This is a genomic window from uncultured Bacteroides sp., assembly GCF_958445495.1.
In the GTDB taxonomy this organism is placed as follows: domain Bacteria; phylum Bacteroidota; class Bacteroidia; order Bacteroidales; family Bacteroidaceae; genus Bacteroides.
In genome coordinates this window covers 41,292-63,678 of sequence record NZ_CAUCSQ010000008.1, presented here as the reverse complement: position 1 = coordinate 63,678, position 22,387 = coordinate 41,292, and the positions used below count along the sequence as shown (strand labels likewise).

The following is a 22,387-nucleotide window of genomic DNA, read 5'->3' as shown; positions in this document are numbered from 1 at the left end:
ATTCGAAGACAATGCGGCAAACCGCCGCCCGTCAATCGATTATTCTCACTGCCCCCTTATCGGCGGAGCTCACCATACTGGCGTAAGCCTTCAAACTCTTCGATACGCAACGGTCACGAGTGACGGGAGCCATCGGACGGGCGGCCAGTTCTTCATCCGTCAACCGCACGTTAATCGTCCGGGCGGGAATGTCGATTTCAATGATATCCCCGTCCACAATCTTGCCGATATTGCCTCCGGCAGCCGCTTCGGGAGAAATATGCCCGATACTCAGCCCGGAAGTCCCGCCGCTGAAACGCCCGTCGGTAATCAAAGCGCATTCCTTCCCCAAATGGCGGGATTTGATATAAGAGGTAGGATAAAGCATCTCCTGCATGCCGGGACCGCCCTTCGGGCCTTCGTGCGTAATGACAACCACGTCGCCGCTGACAACCCGGCCGCCCAGAATACCCTCGCACGCCGCTTCCTGCGAATCGAACACCTTAGCGGGACCGGTGAACCTCCAGATACTTTCATCCACACCCGCCGTTTTCACCACGCAACCGTCCTGCGCAATGTTGCCTTTCAATACGGCAAGCCCGCCGTCCTTGCTGTAAGCATGTTCCAAATCACGGATACACCCGTCCGTACGGTTCGTATCCAATTCCTTATAATAGGCAGCCTGCGAGCCGAGTACGAGATTAAACTTATTTCCGGCGGCGCTCGAATATTTCCGGATAGCCTCCTCACATACGCCCGGAGCGGTAATCGAATAGTTGCCGATGGCCTCCGCCAGGGTCATTCCGTCTACACGGCGGACGGAAGTATCGACCAGGCCGCCTTTCGCCAATTCGTCCATGATAGCGATAATGCCGCCGGCACGGTTCACATCCTGAATGTGATATTTCTGCGTATTCGGGGCAACCTTGCAAAGACAGGGAGTTTTGCGCGACAGCATGTCTATGTCGTCCATCTTAAAATCCACCCCCGCTTCATGCGCCACCGCCAATAAATGCAGGACCGTATTGGTGGAGCCTCCCATCGCTATGTCCAGAGTCATGGCATTCAGAAACGCCTGACGGGTGGCAATGCTGCGGGGAAGCACGCTTTCATCCCCTTCCTCATAATACAGCCTCGCATTCTCCACGATTAGCCTGGCGGCATCCTTGAAAAGCTGCGTACGGTTTTCGTGCGTAGCCACAATCGTCCCGTTGCCCGGAAGAGCCAGTCCGATAGCCTCGTTCAGGCAGTTCATGGAATTAGCGGTAAACATGCCGGAACAGCACCCGCACGTAGGACATGCATTCTGTTCGATATCGGCCACCTCCCGGTCGCTTACGCTTTCGTCCGCCGACTGAATCATCGCGTCGATTAAGTCCAGATGCCGTCCGTTCCATTCTCCCGCCTCCATCGGGCCTCCCGACACGAACACGGCAGGTATGTTCAGGCGCATGGCCGCCATCAACATGCCCGGAGTGATTTTGTCGCAATTACTGATACACACCATAGCATCCGCCTTGTGCGCATTCACCATATACTCCACGCTGTCCGCTATGATATCGCGCGAGGGAAGCGAATAAAGCATCCCGTCATGCCCCATCGCTATACCGTCATCAATCGCTATCGTGTTGAATTCCGCAGCGAAACATCCCAGCTTCTCAATCTCCGCCTTCACCAGTTGTCCGATTTCGTGCAGATGCACATGTCCCGGCACAAACTGCGTGAACGAGTTAACGATTGCAATGACAGGTTTTCCCATCTGACTCTTCTTCATGCCGTTGGCCGCCCACAATGCACGGGCTCCCGCCATCCTACGGCCTTGCGTACTAAACGAACTGCGTAACTGCTTTTTCATTTCAATCCATCTTTTAATTAAAGAGCCTCCCTCACACAAGTGAGAAAGGCTCCAAATTCTATCTTTTACGGTACGAACACATACATAAAACCTTTCTCACGCTCTTGATGGGACCACCACGACGCGAATAATATGCAAGACTGCCAGGTTAATAGATGTATGTAACATATTCATTTTTCCTTATGCTTTATTTTCGTGCTGCAAAGGTAAGGGCTTTTTTATTATCTCCAAACAAATCGAAGAAAAAAATCACATAAAAGCGAATAATTGTAAGAAAACAGCGGCATTATTTCTCTATTTTATCACTTAACGGTTGAATTTACAACGATTGTCTAACCCTATCCCCCGCCTTCCCCTCCTGACAAAAGCACTTAATAATCTGAAATTTACCTTCCCCATACCCAAGGACAAGCAAATAATTCGTATCTTTGCCGGCCTATATTCCAGGAATTTATTAATCAGAAATAAAAAAATCAGATGAAAACAGCAGAAAACAAGTACATTACCGTTGCATACAAACTATACACAATGGAAGACGGAGAAAAAGAACTGTTCGAAGAAGCCAAGGCGGAACACCCTTTCCAGTTCATTTCAGGCCTGGGTACGACCCTTGAAGATTTTGAAAACCAGCTAACCCCTCTTTCCAAAGGCGACAAATTCGATTTCACGATTCCGGCGGACAAAGCATACGGAGAATATGACGAACAACACGTCATAGACCTTCCCAAACATATTTTCGAGATTGACGGCAAATTCGACAGCGAACATATAAAAGAAGGAAACATCGTTCCTTTGCAGACCAACGAAGGACAACGGGTGAATGCCAGCGTGGTAGAGATAAAGCCGGATGTGGTAGTAGTAGACCTCAACCATCCGTTAGCGGGCGCCGACCTGATATTCGAAGGCGAAGTCATTGAAAACCGCCCCGCCACCAATGAAGAGATTCAAGAGCTGATAAAGCTGATGAGCGGCGAAGGATGCGGTTGCGGATGCGGAAGCTGCGGCGAAGGTTGCGGCGACCACGAATGCGGCGACAACTGCGGATGCGAAGGCGGACATTGCCACTAAGCCGGAAAATTAGAAGACTGTATCCGGAACCGGTTCCGGATACAGCCTCCTAATCCTCCCCCGCCTTCATCAATCAACATTTATGAGTCATTATATCCAATACCATTTTATCCGTCTCATTCATCGCTTGCGACCCTATCCTGGTAAGATTGCGGATACTCTGGTCCACATCCTCGTCGATAATTCCCTCCACAGAAGTCACACAGCGGTTTTCCATCGCCATCATAGCCGATAATACGGCAGTAGACACCCCGGTCGTCACTTTCAGCGCGCAACTCGGTTTCGCCCCGTCACAAATCATGCCCGTCAGGTTGGCAATCATATTCTGAACAGCGAAAGCGACCTGGTTGTAATTACCTCCCATTAACCACGTAATTCCGCAACTGGAACCGGTGGCGGCTACCACACAGCCGCATAAAGCGGAAAGACGTCCCAGACTCTGCTTGATATAAATCACGGTGAGATGGCTCAACATCAAGGCGCGGACAAGCTCCTCCTCAGTCTTGCCGTTTTCCTCGGCAAAGACCACCACGGGAAGCGTGGCGGATATGCCCTGGTTCCCGCTGCCGGAATTGCTCATGACAGGAATCATCGCCCCAGCCATACGCGCGTCGCAAGCAGCCGAAGTATAAGAAAGGATGTGGGAGAACACACTGTCCCCCATAATCTTGTGCTCATACGTACCGCGGAGCATTTTACCCAACGCATGCCCGTAATCGCCTTGAAACGCCTGCTCGGCGGCAGCCTTATTCAAACGGGCGGTATCAAGGATAAAACGGATTTCCTCCAGAGGAGCCTCCAGCGCAAAGTCATACACCTTCCGAAGACTCAGTTCGGGAAACGCCTCTTCCTCCTCCTCATCGGCAGCCCGCTGTTTGTCAAGCAGCACACGGCCGTCCGACGCCAGATAAACAAAAGAAGTATGTCCGCCGGCAATCACAGCCTTCGCCGTCTTCCCGCCGGCATGGCAAACCACCTCGATGTACAACTTTTCCGCAATGCCCTCTTTCAGAGAAATGCAGATTCGTTTTTCGGCAATAAACCGCTTCCCCTGTTCCACGGTTTCCGGAGTGCAATCTTTCAGTACCTCCAACCGGTAATCGGACTTGCCGCCCAACGCCCCCAGCGCGACAGCAATGGGAAGCCCCACCATGCCTGTTCCGGGAATGCCCACTCCCATCGCATTTTTCAGTATGTTGGCACTCAACAGTACTTCTACTCTTTCCGGCCTCATTCCCAATGTCTCCGCTGCCTTGGCTACACAAAGAGCCACAGCGATAGGTTCCGTACATCCGATGGCAGGAATCACTTCCCTTTTAACCAGCTTTATAATTTGCTGTCTTTCAGATTCATTCATGCGTTCTTAAAGTTTACAGTTACAAAAATAGAAAATTCTTTTCTACCGGACACCCTATTCCGAACAAATTAAATTCCATATTGTTATTAATCTTCCCGAAAACCGAACTTTAACAGAAAGAATCAGTAGAAAAATGAAAGCAAAACACGTAATCGCCTGTTTACTGCCGGCACTCGTTTCATCTTCCTGCATCCGCAAAGAAGCCCCCAATGCGGAAGCGGACATACTAAGCTGCAGCCTTCCCGACGTGGAAATGACTACCAGCCCCATCATCAACAACAATTCGGTGACACTATTCGTCGGTCCGGGCACGGACGTTTCCACCCTCGAACCGGAATTTACACTCACCCCGGGAGCCACAATCGACCCGGCAAGCGGAACAGTGCGCAATTTCGAATCCCCGCAAGGATATACCGTCACGGCAGCCGACGGCATCTGGAAGAAAAACTACCGAGTATCCGTCATCGACACGGAACTCGCCACCGACTACAGCTTTGAAGACACGCTCGGCGGAAAGAAGTACTACATATTCGTGGAACGCGAAAAAGGGAAAGTCACGATGGAATGGGCGAGCGGAAACGCCGGTTACGCCATGACCGGAGTAGCCAAGACGGCAGACGACTACCCCACTTTCCAGGCAACGGAAGGAAAAGCCGGCAAATGCCTGTCGCTAGTCACGCGCAGCACCGGGTTCTTCGGCAGCCTGGTAGGAATGCCCATCGCCGCCGGAAACCTGTTCATCGGCTCTTTCGATGTAAACAACGCCATGAGCAAACCGCTGGAAGCCACCAAGTTCGGGCTCCCGTTCCGCCATGTCCCCACGTTCCTTGCAGGATACTACAAATACAAGGCGGGAGACAAATTCACGGAAGGAGGCAAAAACGTTGAAGGGAAACGCGACATATGCGACATCTATGCCATCATGTACGAAACAAGCGAATCCGTCCCCACCCTCGACGGGACGAATACCTTCACCAGCCCCAGCCTGGTCTCCGTCGCCCGCATAGACAATGCCGGAGAAACGGACGAATGGACCTACTTCAAACTCCCGTTCGTCACGCTCCCCGGCAGATACATCGACAAGGAAAAGCTGAAAAAAGGGAAATACAACCTGTCCATCGTATTCACTTCAAGCCTGGAAGGCGCCTATTTCAACGGCGCGGTCGGAAGCACCCTGCTGATTGACGAAGCAGAACTCGTTTACCATCCGGAAAACTAAGCCCCTCCGGGCTCTTCCGCCCGAAGGACGGCACTACATACGAATAAACCCATTTTTATGAAAACAACAAGATTCAACCGTTTTTCTTTCATCTTCTGCCTGTCGGTATGCATAGGGACAGCCCTGCCCGGCTACTCCCAGGTTGACAGGAACGAGACACTCGTCCGTTCCGCCCTCCGCGGACTGGAATACGAGATAAAAGCAGGATTCAACATCGGCGGCACGGCACCGCTGCCCCTGCCTGTGGAAATCCGTTCGGTAGACGGCTACAATCCCACCCTGGCTATCAGTATCGGAGGAGAAATAACCAAATGGTTCGCCGTCCGGGACAAATTGGGCGTCACCGTCGGGCTGCGGCTCGAAAACAAGGCGATGACTACCAAAGCCACCGTAAAGAACTACGGCATGGAAATTCTGGGACAAGGAGGCGAACGGGTCAGCGGCATGTGGACAGGAGGCGTAAAGACCAAAGTACACACCGCGGGGCTCACCGTCCCCCTGACAGCCGCCTACAAAATAAGCGGCCGCTGGCACATAAAAGCCGGCCCTTACTTTTCGTACCTGCTTTCGAAAGAATTTTCGGGCCATGTGTACGAAGGATACCTGCGTGAGGACAACCCTACCGGCCCCAAAGCGGAATTCACGGACGGCAAAATAGCCACCTACGATTTCTCAGGCGATTTAAGGCGCTTCCAGTGGGGGCTGCAGGCGGGAGCGGAATGGCGCGCGTTCAAACACCTCAACATATACGCAGACCTTACCTGGGGACTGAACGATATCTTTAAAAAAGATTTCCGCACAATCAGTTTCTCCATGTACCCCATATACCTGAACATCGGTTTCGGGTACGTATTTTGAAAGCGAGGCAAATCATTCCCTTTTTCGAAGATATTTCAAGAACCCGAGCTTCTTATCAAAAAGTTTGTTATATTTGCAATGATATAATTTTAAAAAAGCCACAACTATGTTTAATTCATTTGGCAACATTTTTCGACTGACAAGTTTCGGTGAGTCTCACGGGAAAGGAGTCGGGGGAGTTATCGACGGATTTCCTTCCGGAATCACGATTGACGAAGAATTTGTACAGCAAGAGCTCAATCGCCGCCGTCCCGGCCAATCCATCCTCACCACAGCACGCAAAGAGCCTGATAAAGTAGAATTCCTCTCCGGCATCTTCGAAGGAAAATCCACCGGATGCCCCATCGGGTTTATCGTATGGAACGAGAACCAGCATTCCGATGACTATAACAACCTGAAAAACGTGTACCGCCCCTCACATGCGGATTACACTTACACCGTGAAATACGGAATCCGCGACCACCGCGGCGGCGGACGTTCATCGGCGCGCGAGACGATTTCCCGCGTCGTGGCGGGCGCACTGGCAAAGCTCGCCCTCCGCCAACTGGGTATCAGCATCACCGCTTATACCTCGCAAGTAGGCCCCATCAAGTTGGAGGGAAGCTATTCCGACTACAACCTCGACCTGATAGAGACCAATGACGTGCGTTGCCCCGACCCGGAGAAGGCAAAAGAAATGGCAGACCTTATATATAAGGTGAAAGGAGAAGGCGACACCATCGGCGGCACGCTGACCTGCGTCATCAAAGGATGCCCCATCGGACTGGGACAACCGGTTTTCGGCAAGCTGCACGCAGCGCTGGGCAACGCGATGCTAAGCATCAACGCCGCCAAAGCGTTTGAATACGGCGAAGGATTCAAAGGACTGAAAATGAAAGGTTCCGAACAAAACGACGTCTTTTACAATAACAACGGGCGGATTGAAACGCATACCAACCATTCCGGCGGCATCCAGGGAGGCATAAGCAACGGACAGGACATCTATTTCCGCGTCGTGTTCAAGCCGATAGCCACCCTGCTGATGGAACAGGAAACCGTGAACATCAACGGAATAGACACGACCCTGAAAGCCCGCGGCCGCCATGACGCATGCGTGCTCCCCCGTGCCGTGCCCATCGTCGAAGCGATGGCCGCCATGACGATACTCGACTATTACCTGCTGGACAAGACAACGCAACTCTGACACCATCACCTAACACGCTAATTTGCCTATATGAACGAAATTCAGAAATACATCGCAGCGAACGAATCCCGAATCATGGAAGACCTGTTCAGCCTGATTCGTATCCCCAGCATCAGCGCCCTGCCCGAACATCACGACGACATGCTGGCCTGCGCCGAACGATGGGCGCAACTGCTTCTCGAAGCGGGAGCAGACGAAGCGTTGGTAATGCCCTCCAAAGGGAATCCGATTGTCTTCGCCCAGAAGACGGTCTCCCCGGACGCCAAGACCGTACTGGTTTACGCCCACTATGACGTGATGCCCGCCGAACCGCTGGAACTCTGGAAAAGCCGGCCGTTCGAACCGGAAATACGTGACGGACGCATCTGGGCGCGCGGGGCGGACGACGACAAAGGGCAGTCTTTCATCCAAGTGAAGGCTTTCGAATACCTTCTTAAAAACGGGCTGTTGAAGAACAACGTGAAATTCATCATCGAAGGAGAAGAAGAAATCGGCTCCCCCAGCCTGGAAGCCTTCTGCGAAGAGCATAAAGAACTCCTGAAAGCGGACGTCATCCTCGTTTCGGACACAAGCATGCTGGGGGCGGAACTGCCTTCGTTGACTACAGGCCTGCGCGGGCTTGCCTATTGGGAAATAGAAGTGACGGGACCGAACCGCGACCTGCATTCCGGCCACTTCGGCGGTGCGGTAGCCAATCCGCTCAACGTGCTCTGCCAGATTATCGGCAAGGTGACAGATGCGGACGGACGCATCACCGTGCCCGGCTTCTACGACGATGTGGAAGAAGTGCCGCAAGCCGAACGGGACATGATTGCCCGCATACCTTTCGACGAACAGAAGTACAAAGAGGCAATCGGCGTGAAAGAAGTGTCCGGGGAAAAGGGATACAGCACGCTGGAACGCAACAGTTGCCGCCCGTCTTTCGACGTATGCGGGATATGGGGCGGATATACGGGAGAAGGTTCGAAAACCGTCCTTCCTTCAAAAGCCTGCGCCAAAGTATCCTGCCGGCTGGTTCCGCACCAGGAACATCATAAGATATCCCGACAGTTTGCCGACTACATCCTCAGCATTGCCCCCGATACGGTGCAAGTGAAAGTCACCCCGATGCACGGAGGACAGGGGTATGTCTGCCCCATCTCCCTTCCCGCCTACCAGGCAGCCGAGAAAGGATTTGAAATTGCCTTCGGGAAGAAGCCCCTGGCTGTAAGACGGGGCGGCAGCATTCCCATCATCTCCACTTTCGAACAAGTATTGGGCATCAAGACCGTCCTGATGGGATTCGGACTGGAATCGGACGCCATCCACTCACCCAACGAGAACTTCTCACTGGACATTTTCCGGAAAGGCATAGAAGCCGTGGCAGAATTCCATCAGGAATATGCCAGACGGCAAGACGGGGAAAAAAGGACATAAGCCGCAAGCGAAAGGAACGCCAGCACTCATTTTTAGAGAAAGCGGGCTTTTAATCCGGAACTTGACAGCCTCTGACGGCTATAAAAAGAGCTGCATCAAACTCTGTTTCCGAGTTATGATGCAGTTCTTTTTATGTTTGCATATCCCATCCGTAACTATCCTGCATACTCATCCCAGCTTCGCCCCTCTTTGTCTCAAAGACGGCCCAAGCTACATGGCCGGAGTCTGGAACAAGAAGGTAAACGGCTTGCTGTCTTTCAAGTCTTTCACCGCATCCCCCGCATAGATTTCCCCTTTTGTCAAAGACAGCTTCTTTATCCCCGCCTTCGGGCTGAAATCAATCTTTTTCAAATCCAGCCAGAACAAATTCGGCGTCAGGGTAGACTCAAAATAATACACCTTATTTTTCTGGTCGGAGACGGAACGCCAGCGGGTAGAGGAAATATAAGGTTTCTCCGGCGTATTGATACCGAACGGAACGGACACATTGCGCATCACGCTCAATACTCCGGGAACGGCGATTTTCGCGTCGGCAGTCTGCGGAATGGCATGGATATAGAAAGAGGCGCGTACAAAACGGTCGCTCGCACGGTTCGTTCCCGGCAACATCTGCAACCCGCCAATCTCCTTCCAGTAATCATTGATAGCCAACTGGTAGTCATAGCGCGGGGAATTCGTCATCACCCGGTAGTCCTTCCCTTCATGAATGCTCAATTTCCCGTCCAGATATTCCAGGACAGCCGTATTCCCCGTCTCATCGGTAATAGCCAAATGCAAGGTAGATTCGGGGCCTCCGTTCGGCATGCGGGGAGCGTCAATCCGGAAAGTCTCCTTCTCCAGCTCCTCCACCGCCTCATGCACCGTGGCGAAATTGTCGAGCACATACTGGGTCCAAATACTGATTCCCATCGCCGGACGGGTATCGCCGGGAAGAGAGTAAACGGATTCGGGAAGGAAAAGCAGGCTCGCGACCAGCCCTTTTTCATTCATTCCGTCACAAGTCCCTATGTCATACCCGGTTGCGATTACACTCCCGTATTTGGAAGTCCAGTTTACCGTTTTTTCCTTATTATGCCCCACACGCCGGATACCGCGCGGAAATACATAAATGTTTGACATGATATCTTCTTTCCAGTCCATCGTACGGCCGGTCACCACCATTTGGTCCGGACCGATGTAGACGGCACGTGTACACGCTTCCGCAGGCTGCATGCCTCCCAAGGAGACGGCAGCCAGCAACAATGCGAATCCGGTCAGTTTCTTCTTCATATTCTTCTAATTTTTAAACAGTTAATATTCCCATGTATCCGGAATAACAAACGGCAGGCGTTATTGCTTGGAAAAGAGAAGAATTTTAATGAAAATAAGGAATTTGCCCGGATGCTTTCCCGACGGCTTTCCGCTCTCCCAAGTTAAAAAAACTTGCAGTCCGGATGAAATATCATCCGCTGTTTGCCATTCAACCGGCTTTTCGTTATTTTTGTAAATAGAAGTATAACACTAAACTAAAGGAGGGCGATGTATATGGCACAAAAGATTAACACTCCACGGTTCCCGATTCACGCGGGCCTGTTCTTCCTGCTGATTCTTATTCCTCTGTCACTCCCGGCACAAGAAAAGAAAGACAGCATCCGCATCCTCCGCGACAGCATATCGATCCGGCCGGAAAGCATGCCGTTCCATTCTTCCGTACCCGGCATATCTTCTTTCCGAAAGACGGACATAGCCCCCTTATATCCGTCCGGGCAACTGCACCTTCCGCTAAATTTCCTGCGGAAAGGGGAAATCCGCCTTCCTTACCAAACCAACCCTTCTCCCCGTTTCAAAGGAGATTACAGTACCGGCGGCATATTGAAACAGTTTTCCCACGGGGCGTTGTTCGGCTCCGGACAACAGACAAGCGTACCGGGCATCGGACGTTTCAACAACGCCTCACTGGGTTACCGACATATTTTCAATGACAAATTCGAACTGCAACTTCAGGCCTATGCCATGAAGATAAACATGACGCATAGTACCGGACAGGCTTTCAGCACTTCCGGCGCATTGCTTTACCATGCTTCCGACCGTGTAGCTTTCAAGGCCTTCGGTTCATACGGCATCGGGAATTCTTACGGAATGAATACCCACAATTACGGCGCGACGATATCCGTCGATATGTCCGACCGTTTCAATATGGAAATGGGAGTGCAGCGGTATTACGATGCCATGAGAGGACGGTGGGAAACGGTTCCTGTCGTAATCCCTTCTTACCGTTTCAACAAATTCACGCTGGGGCTGGACGTCGGCGGAATCCTGTATGAGATTCTTCGCAACGCCGTTTTCGATAAGCGCGACAGCGGCGGCAGCGGCCCGACAATCGCACCGCCCCGTTTTTCCATTCCCATACGGCCGAGATAAAATGTCAGGGGGAAGGGACGCATCCTGTCCCGGTTGACGGCACGTCTTCCTGCATGTACAGGCAAGAAGCGGTCAAAATCAAGGAGTTCAGAACACAGTTCAGAGGAGTAAAGGACAGGGCTTTCTTTCTATTCAGGCTAACAAATATTTATGCTTAATCTATGAATCCCTCAGGTTTTTACGTTGACCCGTCAAAACCCGGTAAAAACCATTGTTTCATATTCAACGTTGTTTCAAACCGGAACAGTCAATCCGGCGAAGCATAACTAACAGGTAATCAGCATTATCCGGTGCATTACAGGGTTTTATTCAGCAATCAAATAAGGGGAACGGAAGTTTCAACGGCGAGAAACTATAGTTTCAACAGTTAGAAACTGTAGTTCCATAAGCAAGAAACTGTAGTTCCATAAGCAAGAAACTGTAGTTTCCTTTTAAACGAAACTAAAGTTTCAAGCGCATGAAACTATTGTTTCAAGCTATTGAAACTCCAGTTCCAAACGTACGGAACCAAACGGGAAACATGTACATCGACTTTATTTAAACAACGATTTATTTCCTTGCCGGATTGTATAATACAATCCCGTCACAAGGAAATAAATCGAAAAGTAGAGAAAAAAGGATAAACAGCGGTACTCAACCGCTCAACAGCGACTTAAATGCAATATGCTATTCACCGCATTCTTTCGTCACTGTCATTCTTTTGCCATCATCATTCTTTCGGGCCATATACATAAATCTCTTCTATTTCAGTTGCGCCCAGATTGGAATCAACAGTGCCGATATATTTGATATAGCGGGCTGTCGAAGGAACCAGCAGATTGAAATACAACCGTTCCTGCTGTTCTTGAAGCTCGTCAATCGTTCCCAATGACTCCCATTGCGTCTTATCCGAAGAAACCTGAATCTCCATCTTAACCGGAGAATAATAGACATAAACCCACGAGGAATAACTGAATTCATCGTGAGACAGCCATTGGATACCTGTAATAGCCTGTTCTTTCTGCATATCCATCACAATCTCGAATTGTGAGCCTTCACTTTCAACATAGGATACATAAGTGTACACGGCATTATCGACCAAATCCGTCCCGTTACCGGAAAAACCGTCACCCAGCTCTACGCTCCAGCCGTCACGTTCCAGCCTTTCCCAGTTAGATAAAGCTCCGGTAGCCAGCTCTAAGGAATGAGTGACCTTTCTTACTTCGACGGCTATTTCGCCTGCTTCCGGAGACAAGCTTACAAGTTCCGATGCTTCAATCACCGGTTTCAGGACAAGGTTAAACGTCTCTTCCTCCGGATTCGCGAGCAGAAAATCATTTGAGATGCCCCAGGTTATATCCCCGCTTTCCACCTCACCGGCAGGGATAGTGATATCCGCAGACGGGGAGAAGGTTACATTTCCCATAAATTCGTCGGCAACTCCTTCCATATCGAAATGCACTTTCAAATCATTCTTTGCCGGCCTGTCCAACACCATCTTAAATGTATAGGAAAGGGCATCCCCGCCTACAATCGCCCCGTCTTTATAAAGCCGGGTGAACGAAACGGAATTTCCCTTTTCACCGGCTAACGAACAAACGGTATTGTATGAGATTTTATTCACAACCGCCTTTCCTTCGCTCTGCATGTTTCCGACAACTCTCAAGCCTAGTTCATAGACTTGCGGTTTCAATTCTTCAGCCACAAAGCTGTAATCGTCGTTTTTGATGCCGACTTCGACTTCGGCCGAAACAAATCCCGCCGGAATGGTAACCTCTCTCGTGCTTATCTCGACTTTATCTTCAGGTATGTTCACCATCAACGGCTCTATCTGCAAAGTCACGTCTTCCGTAGCGGGCGTTGCCAGGCTCACCGTCCATGTACGTCTCAAAGGCGAGCTCAGGACCAGTTGTCCCGCTTCGTCGTATGTCGCTTCAATTTTTATTTCCGAAGAGTTGCCCGAATCTCCCGATGTGGTAACGGAGACGGAGCTTCCCGGATAAGTCGTCAAATTCAACTCTTCTTCTTCCGCACAACCGATTAGGAGGCTCAAACCTCCCAACAAGGCCAATGCCGGCATAAAACTGGATTTCAAGTATTTTTTCATGTATTGAGTATTTAAATGGTAAATCGGATTAAGGATGCGCCGGCATTTACCGGCACACCCTTATTGTTTTATTTATAAATCATCCGGATAATTATACTGGGTCGGGTCCTGATGCTTATAGAAAATCGTCGGCTGTTTCAATGCCGCACCGTACAGGACTTCCGGACCTCCATTAAAACGATAGAAGATACTGGAGTATTTTTCCGGACTGGGGGCAAAGCCCATAAACCATCCGTATCCGCTGTTCATCAGGCTTTGGGCTCTGGAACCGGTCAACGAACCGCCGCTGCCAAGGTTCAATTCCATAGCCATGCCTGCACATTTTTCATAACCCATATTTCCTATAGGGGAGGCAGACCCTCCGTAGTTAGGCACAACCACGTCAATCCATTCGTCGGCATCCACGCCGTCTACGGAAGCGACTCCATACATATAACCATAGTCAAACACCGTCACCCATTTATCGGGCATCGCTTTTTTCGTTTCATAACACAAACGGGCGGCCGCTTTCGTGCTTTTCTGCGTCAACGCCGGGTTGCTCAAATCCGGAGAGGTCGAGTATTCGTCGTCATAGTTGACACCGTCCAAATTATAGGCTTTGCAATACTGGGCTACCTCGCGTGCGAAATCTTTAGCTCCCTGGTCGGAAAGCTGTGCCAGACCTGTCATGTCGTGATTGCCCAACAATCCCAGCAAGACTTTAACGCCTCTCTTGCGCAACGGCTGGAGATAGGTTTCGTTATTGTCCAGCAAGAATTGTACTTGCGGATTACATTTTACGTAAGGACGTCCGGCGTCACTGTCGTAATTGATGTTCGCGGCAAAAAGTACGACGGCATCCCACAGAAGTTTCCCGTTCTCCAGCTCAAAGGAGAGTGTATTCAACGGATTCACTCCGTTCACTTCGAAGAAGAGGAAACCTTTCACCGCATCTTCTCCTTTACAGGCATCGGAAGCGTTACGCATGTCTTTCACCAGATATACGCAATGTCTCGCCTTTTCGTCTTCTATCGTCAAATCAGCGCTCGGCTCGGTTATCCCCACGGGAACGGCATAGGTCTTACCTTCCAGGACTTGGGTTCCGCCTTCGTCTTCGCTTTTGATTGTCAGGCCGACTTCACCGGTCTTGGCGGCTGCGTCAAAGGTGAAGATTCCGTCATTGTCGAACGAAACGAGCTCTTGCGGGTAAAGTTCAAAATCCGTCTCATGCTCTTCATTGTATTTTTTCAAATAATCCGCATCGATAACGGCTTTTGCCGACGTGCCCCCGTCCGGCGATTTAGTCAGGCCTATTTTCACGGAAGTCGTATAAGTTTTACTATACAACTCTACGACCGGCGACGACAGGTTTGACTTCACATCACGCAAGTATGCGTTGTTATAATAGACTTTATCATAAGCTCCTTCGTCAATGGGTTTACCTACTTCCAAATCATCGGCGCAGGAAGCAAATAACCCTAACCCGCCTGCCAGCATGGCAACCGCCAGCCAATCGGATTTAAAGTATTTCATATTCATATCTGATTTTCTTAACTTGGTTAGACTATTAATTATCCTTCTCCGGCAATTCTACATTTACCCATTCCGGAACGGCGGAACCTGTTATGTCATTCCCGTTGCCCGAATGGTCGTGGATAACATTGCCTGTTCCTTCATTAAATTTCCAATATGCGATTAACCCGTCTGTTGCGGGGTCTACGTAATACATGCCCGATGCGATTTCTTCTGCTGTCCGCTGTTTTTTCCAGACACGCAACTCTGAAATTTCGCCCGGCAGCCAACGAGTGGCGTCATAGGAATAACCGATGTAGCATCCGCTGCTGAGCGAGAAGGAACCGGACGCTCCTTTATCCGAGGCCACTACCGCGCCGTTCTGGTAATAGATGCGTTCGCCCGAAGTGGCGTCATAAACCACCGCTATGTGCACCCATTCGTTAGTCGGCAGTCCGGGTGCGGCATTGGGAGACGGGAAGTTTCCGCCCGGAGCGACCAACTGCAACTGGTTCCGGGGCCGGTCGGCATCTCCGATACGAATCAGGAAAGTGCCTTCTATCCCGAATACCGAACTTAACGCATTCTCGCGTCCGTCCACCCAGTCGCTGGCGCGGAGCAACGCTTCGACCGTCACCGTAGAGAGGCCGTACACATTGCTCTTCCAATTGATTGGGAAGTACATCTTGCGTATGTTGGCCACGACATTGATAAGGGCGGCTCCTTTAAATACATAGTAGACTGTCCGCTTGCTTTCCAGGACGGAAATATTGCCCGCATCCGTTATAGTCACCGGCAATACGTAGCGTCTCGAATCGTCAAGCTCGTTGGTATTCTTGAAATTAACGACCACATTGTCGCTGCTGATATCTCCCGCCTTGATGGTTACCGTCTTCTGCGGTATCTCATAGTATTTGTCGGCTAGGGCGACGGCGTCATCTTTGTAAATAAGATTATAGGTAGCGGCCAACTGCGGAGCGGCGTCGAAGTTGATTTGAATGTCTTCTCCTATCGGCGCAGCTATTCTGTAGGATATCTCACGAGAGGCTTCCACCACATCCGCTTTTATCAACAAATCGCTGCAGACGCTTTCTGAACTGACGTACAACTTATTGTCATAGTGATGCTCATTGTCAATATCGTCCGACTTACAACCGCTCACTATGATAGCTGCAAATAAGGAAAGCGTAACGCTATATTTAAACAGTTTCATATTTATCTTTCTTTTTAATTATTGGGGTTCATGATTTGAATTGCAGTACGAATATGCTCATAAACAAGGGTATTGTCAAAGTAGTCGTTATGGGCATTCAGAATAAAGATTCCCTTACGGACAAAGTCTGCCGAGGATTCTACCGCCCATTGGGCCGCTCCCAACGTGGCCAGTTGCTTATTGCCGGCATCGTCGGTCACATTCCAGTAGCCATAGACCATTTCTTTGTCTTCCGGCCGGGGTGTTTCCACACAGGCTACAAAACGGTCTGACGGAACTGGATTTTGCGCATTTTCCTGTCCTGCCACGGCGTCCAGCCCCGCTTGCACCGCCAGATAGGCTTTCACGCTCAAATCGCCGGAACCGGTAGAAAGGGAGGTTTTCAGGATGATGTAGTCGCACTTGCCCAACAAGTACATATTATCGGACACCAGATATTGCGCGTTGCCGTAGAATACCAGGCTCTTACCGCCATGCGCCTCTTTCCATGCCGACACCAAATCGAAGAAATTTTTCTGGCGGGCGCTGTATTCCGCCAGCTCATCTTCCGGCAGGCTGACTAAGGAGCGTCCGGTGTAGTCGATGATAACTCCGTCATAGTTGTATTTATCACACAACGCCAGCATGTTCTGCGTGCGTTCCGCCAGATAGGCCAACGCCTGTTCTTCCGTCAGCGACGGGTCTTCTTTCTGCTTGGCGTTCCACTCGGTCTCAAAGCTCGCATAATCGATACTATAAACGACTTTAGTGCCTTTTTCCCTTACTTCTGCAATCTCTTCCTGGATTTCCCGGTTCAGATTGTCCGGAGTGTTTAAAGAGATATAATCGATGCTGTCGGGAAGAACCGTTAAATGTTCGGAACGATTTGAAGGATAGTCTGCCGGATTGTTAAAAGAGACGAACATGACTTTATGTTCTCCGGCTTTATAGTTCCTCAAATCTTCCATATAGGCTTTATAGAGTTCCGGATTCTGCTCTTCCAGCGAAGGAGAATGGAGGTCGAGGCTCTCCGGTTCGGTCCAGTCATTGCATGAGGAGAAGGTTATTGCCACTGACGCGGACAATAAAGCAACCATTCCGCATTTAATAATGTTTTTCATATATATATTCTGTTTCATATTCATATTACTTTCTTGCCCACCATAAATCTGTTGCCATATTATCAAGTCCTTTCAAATAGTTGTCAATGGCGTATTGCACATTGTCCCCATTGCTGACAAACTCATCCAACGGATAGGGCATGCGACGCGCGCCTTTCTTTGAATCGACAATGCCGCCACTCTTGTTTCCGGAATCTGTAGCAGGAATCAGGACGGGGTATCCCGTACGGCGATAGTCTGCCCATGCTTCATTCCCCAACTGCCAGTTGGCAATCCATTTCTGGACGATGATGCGTTCTTGCTTTCTCTCTTTCGAATCGCCTTCTTCCCATTTCACCGTAACTGTGGACAGGGCTTCGCCATAGGTATTGTTTCCATTGGGGTCTGTGTACAATTCGGGCGTTTTCTCTGCGTCGTCCATATATTCTTCCGCTCCTTCTACGCCCCACTGTTCGAAGGAGAGGCTGATGCCTTGTTTATAGAAGGTTTCTGCAGTGCCTCCCATATTGAAATTGTAGATTGCCTGGCCTTCGGCGCGAAGGAAGGCTACTTCCGAGGCGTTCATCCAATACAGGGGAGAGGTGGGAAGGATATTCACTCCGGAGTATTTATGTCCTACGGTCTTCAAATCGGGAATCACGATGCCGCGTCTCATACCGACATAGTCGTATCCTGTCCACTCTGACTTAACGAAATATTTCTCACGCCGGGGGTCTTCATAGCCGTTCATATAGCAGATGATGTCTGCGGCGGCATGTGTATCGCCTCCTGTGGCGCAGGCGGTCCCGTCATGTTCGGATGCTTGCACCTGGTTGTAGCGGGTGGCTACATAAATGGGATTCTGCGTGGTCCCGAAATAGTTCCATGCGGCATTGTCGGCATTGTCTTCTATAACGCCTCCATACTGCGGATCGACGGCGCTTTCCGCCATCTCTTTGGCTTTCTCCGGACTGACATTGGCTATCCGGATTGCCAGACGTAATTTCAGGGAATTGGCAAACTTAATCCATTTCTTCACATTGCCGCTATATACATAGTCGGCGGTAGACACCAACGCCGCATTTTCATTTTCCGTCAACACCCGGATGGCGTCGTTCAGCTCTTCGAAGAACTTATCGTACACTTGCTCTTCCGAGTCATACGGGGTGGTTATGGAACCGTCCTGGCCGATTTGCGAATAGGGTATCGGGCCGTAGGTATCCGTTACGCGATGCATCGCCGCGACTTTGATAATCAGCGCTATCGCATAAGGAACCGGGTCATTCGTATTTTCGGAGACAATCTTTACCTGGTTCAGATTGGAATACAGGGTGGGGATTATCTTGTCGCTTTTCAAAAATACATTGGTCCAGTCGTCGGTCGCGTTAAAATTGGATATCGTGTTGGTGAACGCTCCTGAGGTGGCATAATAACCTCCCATAGGACCGCCTAACAGGCAGTCGGTGAATTGCGCCGTATTCACGTCCGGCGAAATGACGCAACCTGCCAGATTATTCATCGCTGACCCCAACGCATATCCATCGGCCGACAAGTCTCCCGGTTCATAAGGATTGGAATTGATGTTCAAATAGTCGGCCGTACATGAAGTAAAAGCCAATGCCAATGAACCTATGAATATTTTATTTATTATATTTTTCATACCTATTGTTCTTTTAGAATTTAAAGTTTACGCTAAAGCCGATATTACGCAACGAGGGCATCATGAAGTAGTCAATTCCCTGATAGAAATTGTCTGTCGAAGCCACGGTCTCCGGGTCAAACGGAGCTTTGTTATAAATCATCCACAGGTTGCGTCCGACTAACGAGACTTTGATGTCGCAGATGTCACGCAACATTTTTCTTGGGAATGTGTAACTGATGGAGGCTTCCTGCAGACGGACGTTGGTGGCGGAATAGGTGTAATATTGCGGAACGGATGTTCCTCCTCCTATCGCATTGAACCATACTTCGGGATTGACACGGTCGTTTCCGTTTACCGTGACATATCCTAAATCACGGGCGTCGGCCGATGCTTCCGAAACGCCGTAGTAGTCCAGCATCGCCTGGGTACGGGAGAATACGACGCCTCCCAAACGGGCGGATACGAGGAAACCTACATTGAAGTTTTTCCAGCTAAAGTCGTTGCGCCATGCCAGATTTCCTTTAGGCAGCACGCTTCCCAACTTGATGTAGTTATTGGGGTCTTTTATCGTTTCTGTGGTGACATTGCCGTTACGGTCGATGTATATATCTCCGTTGCTGTCTCTTCTCACGTCAATCAACGAGTAGATATCGCCCATGCTGCCTCCTTCTCTCAACAGGAAACGGGTGTTTCCCAAACCGCCCATATTCAGGCTGGAAATAGAGAATTTCTCGCCGGTTATGGGATTTACCGCATTGTCTGCCAAGGAGAGGATTTTATTCTGGTTGGTGGAGAAGGTTACTCCCGTATCCCAGGTGAATCCTTTCCAGGTATTCTTGTATCCCAAAGACAACTCGATACCCTGGTTCCGGACCGAACCGCTTTGGATATAGAGCGCGGACCACCCTGATACGGGCAACTGGGGATTGAATGTCTGGTTCATGGTCTTGGCGTTGTAATAAGTAACGTCCAGATTGAAGTTTTTAAAGAAACGCATGGTCAGACCGACTTCGAAGGACTGGGTACGTTCCGGCTTCAAATTATATAAGGGATATTGTGTCGTATTGCTGAACTGGCCGGAGCTTGTATTCCACGTATAGCGCGGATTGGCGATGTAACGCTCGAAAGCGGTACCCACGGAGGCGAACGAACCTCTGACTTTCATGTATGACAAGTAGTCTTTATTCACGTTCGGCATCAGTTCTGTCAATATGACGGAGGCCCCGACCGAAGGATAGAAGAAGCTTTTACTCTTGGAGTTGGGTCCTGCCAACTGGGAAGGCCAATCGTTACGGCCGGTCAATGTGAGGTAGTATGTGCTCTTGTAACCGATTTCCGCGGAAGCGAATATGGACTGTGTCTGCTCGCGCCATCCTTCCTGCAGACGTTGTGTCTTGCTTGCACTCAGGTTTTGGATGACGAAATAGTTGGTCAGTCCCACTTGTTCGGAACCGAAGGTCTCCGAACCGTCTGCAATGGGGCCGCGTACTTTCATGGCGTCGGAACGCATATCGGAGATAGAGGCACCGATATTGGCCTGCAGGGACCAGTCTTCACCGAAATTCTTGTTGATGTTAACCAGGAAATCCGCATACAATTGCTTGTCCGACGTTTTTGTCACGCCATACAGGCCGCGGTCGGAAAGTTCTGTCAACTGGGTGTTGGTGGAGGCGTAGAATTTTTCCGTATAGCTGTTGTTGGAATGGTCTAACCGTACGCGCCCGGAAACGCTCAACCAGTCTAATATCTGATAATTCAGGCTTGCGTTCATCATGTAGCGGTCTTTCCCGTTTTCACGCAAATTGCGATAGTTGATCCAATATGGATTCTGCATTGTCATACCGCCGTCGCCTATCGGCCAGTATTGGGTATATATCTTACGGGCAACATCATAACGTTCGTACATGCGGATATCTTCCCAGTCATTGCCTCTGGGGAACAGATAGGCTCCTACCAAGGGGTTGTTGTATGTTCCCTGGTTAACCATATTGCGGTCGTTCTGACGGATATAGCTGGCGCCTATGTCAAAGGTCATTTTATCGTCAAGAAGGTGGGTCGTATTGCGTACCGTAAAGTTGTAACGTTCATATTTATTGTTCGGAGTTATTCCTTTGGAGTTTACGGCAGCGGCGGATGCATAGGTCTGGTTTTTATCTGTTCCCGTCGAGATGGACACATTTTCCGTACCGATGATACCGGTCTGGAAATAATCGTCTCTCGGATTGTAGCCATAATAATTCGCAACGGTCAGATGGTCGCCCCAGCTATACAGAGAACTGCCGTCCTGGATAGCGCTACCCGTGCCGTACCGGGTCTGGAAACGGGGCATCACAAACGGGGTCGTAAATTCGGTATTGGAATTTACGGTTATGCTCAAACGGCCTTCTTTTCCTTTTTTAGTCGTTATAATGATGGCGCCATTGGCTGCGTCCGAACCGTAAAGGGCTGCGGCTGCCGCACCTGTCAAGACTGACATGGATTCAATGTCTTCCGGATTGATATCTGCAATAGGTTCGGTAGCTCCTTGTGAGTTAAACTCTGTTCCTCCTCCATTGCTGCCGCTGTTGAACATCGGCACTCCGTCAATGACATACAGCGCATTGGAAGACTGCATGATGGATTTCGTTCCGCGCATCACTACTTTAGAGATACCTCCGACACCGGAAGAGGAGGCATTTATATTCACTCCCGCCACTTTACCGCTGAGTGAATTCACGAAGTTTACGTCTTTATTCGATGTGATTGCATCGGTATTAATCTGCTGGACATTATAAGACAATGCTTTTTCCGCCCGTTTGATTCCTAAGGCTGTCACAACGACTTCTTCCAGCTCTTCCGTATCTTGCTTCATCACGATTTGGTAGAAGCTTTTTCCCGAAACCGGTATTTGCTGGGTCATGTATCCTATATAGGATATTTTCAACACTGAATTCTCCGGGGCTTTCACCGAGAAGTTTCCGTCAAAATCGGATATCGTACCGGTCGTGCCGCCTTCTACCGAGACATTTACCCCGATTAAAGGCTCGCCTGTCTCATCCACGATTTTTCCCTTTATCTCTTTTATCGCCTGTGAGGCCGGCTGTTTGATTTCCACAATTACAATATACTTACCTTGAATCTGATAAGTAAAACCTGTACCTTTCAGAATGGTATCGAGAGCCGTACCTAACGCCACGCTCTTCAAGTCCAGATTAATCGAGGATTTTCCTGTTAATTGCGAATCACTGTAATTGATAGACATCCCGGATTGTCTCTCTACATCTTTCAATGCTTCAATAACAGTAATACTTTCTTTTTGAATGGTTATTTTTACATTGTTTTGGGCAAAAGCAAAAGCCTGCAAGAGCAGCAAAGCAATTAATAATGAGATATTTTTGCCTTTTGCCAATTTATCTGCTATTTTTTTGTACTTTTGTAGCATTTCTTTAGTATTAGTTAATTGGTCATTTTTTCTTTCTCTCAAAAATAGAATAGCATCAATAAGTGCTAATATTAAAGGATATTGATTTCATATCCGGGAAGAAGGGCCAATTCTTCCTGG

General features: G+C 49.7%; 15 protein-coding genes and 1 pseudogene. 7 read left to right on the top strand and 9 right to left on the bottom strand.

Annotated elements, in window-relative coordinates; all coding sequences use genetic code 11:
• Window positions 1-31: 31 nt before the first annotated feature.
• Window positions 32-1,834, bottom strand: coding sequence for a dihydroxy-acid dehydratase (gene ilvD / locus Q5076_RS04410; RefSeq protein ID WP_303011167.1), 1,803 nt, complete (start codon window positions 1,832-1,834; stop codon window positions 32-34).
• Between the two features lie 477 nt (window positions 1,835-2,311).
• Here ilvD and Q5076_RS04405 point away from each other — a divergent pair, with 477 nt between their 5' ends.
• On the top strand, window positions 2,312-2,902 hold the full coding sequence (locus Q5076_RS04405) for a peptidylprolyl isomerase (RefSeq protein ID WP_303011165.1): 591 nt from the start codon (window positions 2,312-2,314) through the stop codon (window positions 2,900-2,902).
• Window positions 2,903-2,975: 73 nt separating this feature from the next.
• Here Q5076_RS04405 and Q5076_RS04400 read toward each other — a convergent pair whose 3' ends face one another.
• A complete protein-coding gene (locus tag Q5076_RS04400; protein WP_303011163.1) occupies window positions 2,976-4,259 on the bottom strand; it encodes a serine dehydratase subunit alpha family protein in 1,284 nt (427 codons plus the stop codon).
• A gap of 133 nt (window positions 4,260-4,392) precedes the next feature.
• On the opposite strand from Q5076_RS04400, the gene Q5076_RS04395 reads away from it, so the two are divergent.
• The 4 genes from Q5076_RS04395 (at window position 4,393) to Q5076_RS04380 (ending at window position 8,935) form a co-directional block, all read left to right on the top strand.
• Window positions 4,393-5,478 carry a PCMD domain-containing protein gene (locus tag Q5076_RS04395; protein ID WP_303011162.1) on the top strand — a complete coding sequence of 362 codons (1,086 nt, stop codon included), beginning with the start codon at window positions 4,393-4,395 and terminating at the stop codon, window positions 5,476-5,478.
• A gap of 57 nt (window positions 5,479-5,535) precedes the next feature.
• Complete coding sequence (locus Q5076_RS04390) at window positions 5,536-6,336, top strand: porin family protein (protein WP_303011161.1); 801 nt, start codon at window positions 5,536-5,538, stop codon at window positions 6,334-6,336.
• Window positions 6,337-6,442: 106 nt separating this feature from the next.
• Window positions 6,443-7,519, top strand: a complete 1,077-nt coding sequence (gene aroC / locus Q5076_RS04385) for a chorismate synthase (RefSeq protein WP_303011160.1) — start codon at window positions 6,443-6,445, stop codon at window positions 7,517-7,519.
• Window positions 7,520-7,549: 30 nt separating this feature from the next.
• Entirely contained in the window at window positions 7,550-8,935 is a 1,386-nt protein-coding gene (locus Q5076_RS04380; protein ID WP_303011159.1) for a dipeptidase, read from the top strand.
• A 210-nt stretch (window positions 8,936-9,145) separates the two neighbouring features.
• Here the strand turns inward: Q5076_RS04380 and Q5076_RS04375 are convergent, their stop codons facing one another.
• A complete protein-coding gene (locus Q5076_RS04375; RefSeq protein WP_303011157.1) occupies window positions 9,146-10,204 on the bottom strand; it encodes a linear amide C-N hydrolase in 1,059 nt (352 codons plus the stop codon).
• 249 nt (window positions 10,205-10,453) lie between these two features.
• On the opposite strand from Q5076_RS04375, the gene Q5076_RS04370 reads away from it, so the two are divergent.
• Window positions 10,454-11,335 carry a hypothetical protein gene (locus Q5076_RS04370; RefSeq protein WP_303011156.1) on the top strand — a complete coding sequence of 294 codons (882 nt, stop codon included), beginning with the start codon at window positions 10,454-10,456 and terminating at the stop codon, window positions 11,333-11,335.
• A gap of 74 nt (window positions 11,336-11,409) precedes the next feature.
• Window positions 11,410-11,493 (top strand): annotated as a pseudogene (locus Q5076_RS04365) (transposase); the annotation flags it as partial.
• 551 nt (window positions 11,494-12,044) lie between these two features.
• Here Q5076_RS04365 and Q5076_RS04360 read toward each other — a convergent pair.
• The 6 genes from Q5076_RS04360 to Q5076_RS04335 all read right to left on the bottom strand — a co-directional run bounded on the left by Q5076_RS04360 (window position 12,045) and on the right by Q5076_RS04335 (window position 22,267).
• Window positions 12,045-13,421 (bottom strand): DUF4989 domain-containing protein, encoded by a 1,377-nt coding sequence (locus tag Q5076_RS04360; RefSeq protein WP_303011155.1) that lies wholly within the window; start codon window positions 13,419-13,421, stop codon window positions 12,045-12,047.
• Window positions 13,422-13,493: 72 nt separating this feature from the next.
• Entirely contained in the window at window positions 13,494-14,939 is a 1,446-nt protein-coding gene (locus Q5076_RS04355; protein ID WP_303011153.1) for a DUF1735 domain-containing protein, read from the bottom strand.
• Between the two features lie 28 nt (window positions 14,940-14,967).
• Complete coding sequence (locus Q5076_RS04350) at window positions 14,968-16,125, bottom strand: DUF1735 and LamG domain-containing protein (protein WP_303011152.1); 1,158 nt, start codon at window positions 16,123-16,125, stop codon at window positions 14,968-14,970.
• Between the two features lie 14 nt (window positions 16,126-16,139).
• Window positions 16,140-17,225: a glycoside hydrolase family 18 gene (locus tag Q5076_RS04345; protein WP_303011150.1), complete on the bottom strand. Its 1,086-nt coding sequence runs from the start codon at window positions 17,223-17,225 to the stop codon at window positions 16,140-16,142.
• Between the two features lie 25 nt (window positions 17,226-17,250).
• The gene (locus tag Q5076_RS04340; protein WP_303011148.1) at window positions 17,251-18,864 is read right to left on the bottom strand and encodes a RagB/SusD family nutrient uptake outer membrane protein; all 1,614 of its coding nucleotides are present in this window, start codon (window positions 18,862-18,864) and stop codon (window positions 17,251-17,253) included.
• Window positions 18,865-18,877: 13 nt separating this feature from the next.
• Window positions 18,878-22,267 (bottom strand): TonB-dependent receptor, encoded by a 3,390-nt coding sequence (locus Q5076_RS04335; RefSeq protein WP_303011146.1) that lies wholly within the window; start codon window positions 22,265-22,267, stop codon window positions 18,878-18,880.
• Window positions 22,268-22,387: the final 120 nt, after the last annotated feature.

Excerpts from the sequence above, each read along its gene's own strand:
- ilvD (WP_303011167.1), bottom strand. The coding sequence starts at position 1,834 with ATGAAAAAGCAGTTACGCAGTTCGTTTAGTACGCAAGGCCGTAGGATG.
- Q5076_RS04405 (WP_303011165.1), top strand. The coding sequence starts at position 2,312 with ATGAAAACAGCAGAAAACAAGTACATTACCGTTGCATACAAACTATAC.
- Q5076_RS04400 (WP_303011163.1), bottom strand. The coding sequence starts at position 4,259 with ATGAATGAATCTGAAAGACAGCAAATTATAAAGCTGGTTAAAAGGGAA.
- Q5076_RS04395 (WP_303011162.1), top strand. The coding sequence starts at position 4,393 with ATGAAAGCAAAACACGTAATCGCCTGTTTACTGCCGGCACTCGTTTCA.
- Q5076_RS04390 (WP_303011161.1), top strand. The coding sequence starts at position 5,536 with ATGAAAACAACAAGATTCAACCGTTTTTCTTTCATCTTCTGCCTGTCG.
- aroC (WP_303011160.1), top strand. The coding sequence starts at position 6,443 with ATGTTTAATTCATTTGGCAACATTTTTCGACTGACAAGTTTCGGTGAG.
- Q5076_RS04380 (WP_303011159.1), top strand. The coding sequence starts at position 7,550 with ATGAACGAAATTCAGAAATACATCGCAGCGAACGAATCCCGAATCATG.
- Q5076_RS04375 (WP_303011157.1), bottom strand. The coding sequence starts at position 10,204 with ATGAAGAAGAAACTGACCGGATTCGCATTGTTGCTGGCTGCCGTCTCC.
- Q5076_RS04370 (WP_303011156.1), top strand. The coding sequence starts at position 10,454 with ATGTATATGGCACAAAAGATTAACACTCCACGGTTCCCGATTCACGCG.
- Q5076_RS04360 (WP_303011155.1), bottom strand. The coding sequence starts at position 13,421 with ATGAAAAAATACTTGAAATCCAGTTTTATGCCGGCATTGGCCTTGTTG.
- Q5076_RS04355 (WP_303011153.1), bottom strand. The coding sequence starts at position 14,939 with ATGAATATGAAATACTTTAAATCCGATTGGCTGGCGGTTGCCATGCTG.
- Q5076_RS04350 (WP_303011152.1), bottom strand. The coding sequence starts at position 16,125 with ATGAAACTGTTTAAATATAGCGTTACGCTTTCCTTATTTGCAGCTATC.
- Q5076_RS04345 (WP_303011150.1), bottom strand. The coding sequence starts at position 17,225 with ATGAAAAACATTATTAAATGCGGAATGGTTGCTTTATTGTCCGCGTCA.
- Q5076_RS04340 (WP_303011148.1), bottom strand. The coding sequence starts at position 18,864 with ATGAAAAATATAATAAATAAAATATTCATAGGTTCATTGGCATTGGCT.
- Q5076_RS04335 (WP_303011146.1), bottom strand. The coding sequence starts at position 22,267 with ATGCTACAAAAGTACAAAAAAATAGCAGATAAATTGGCAAAAGGCAAA.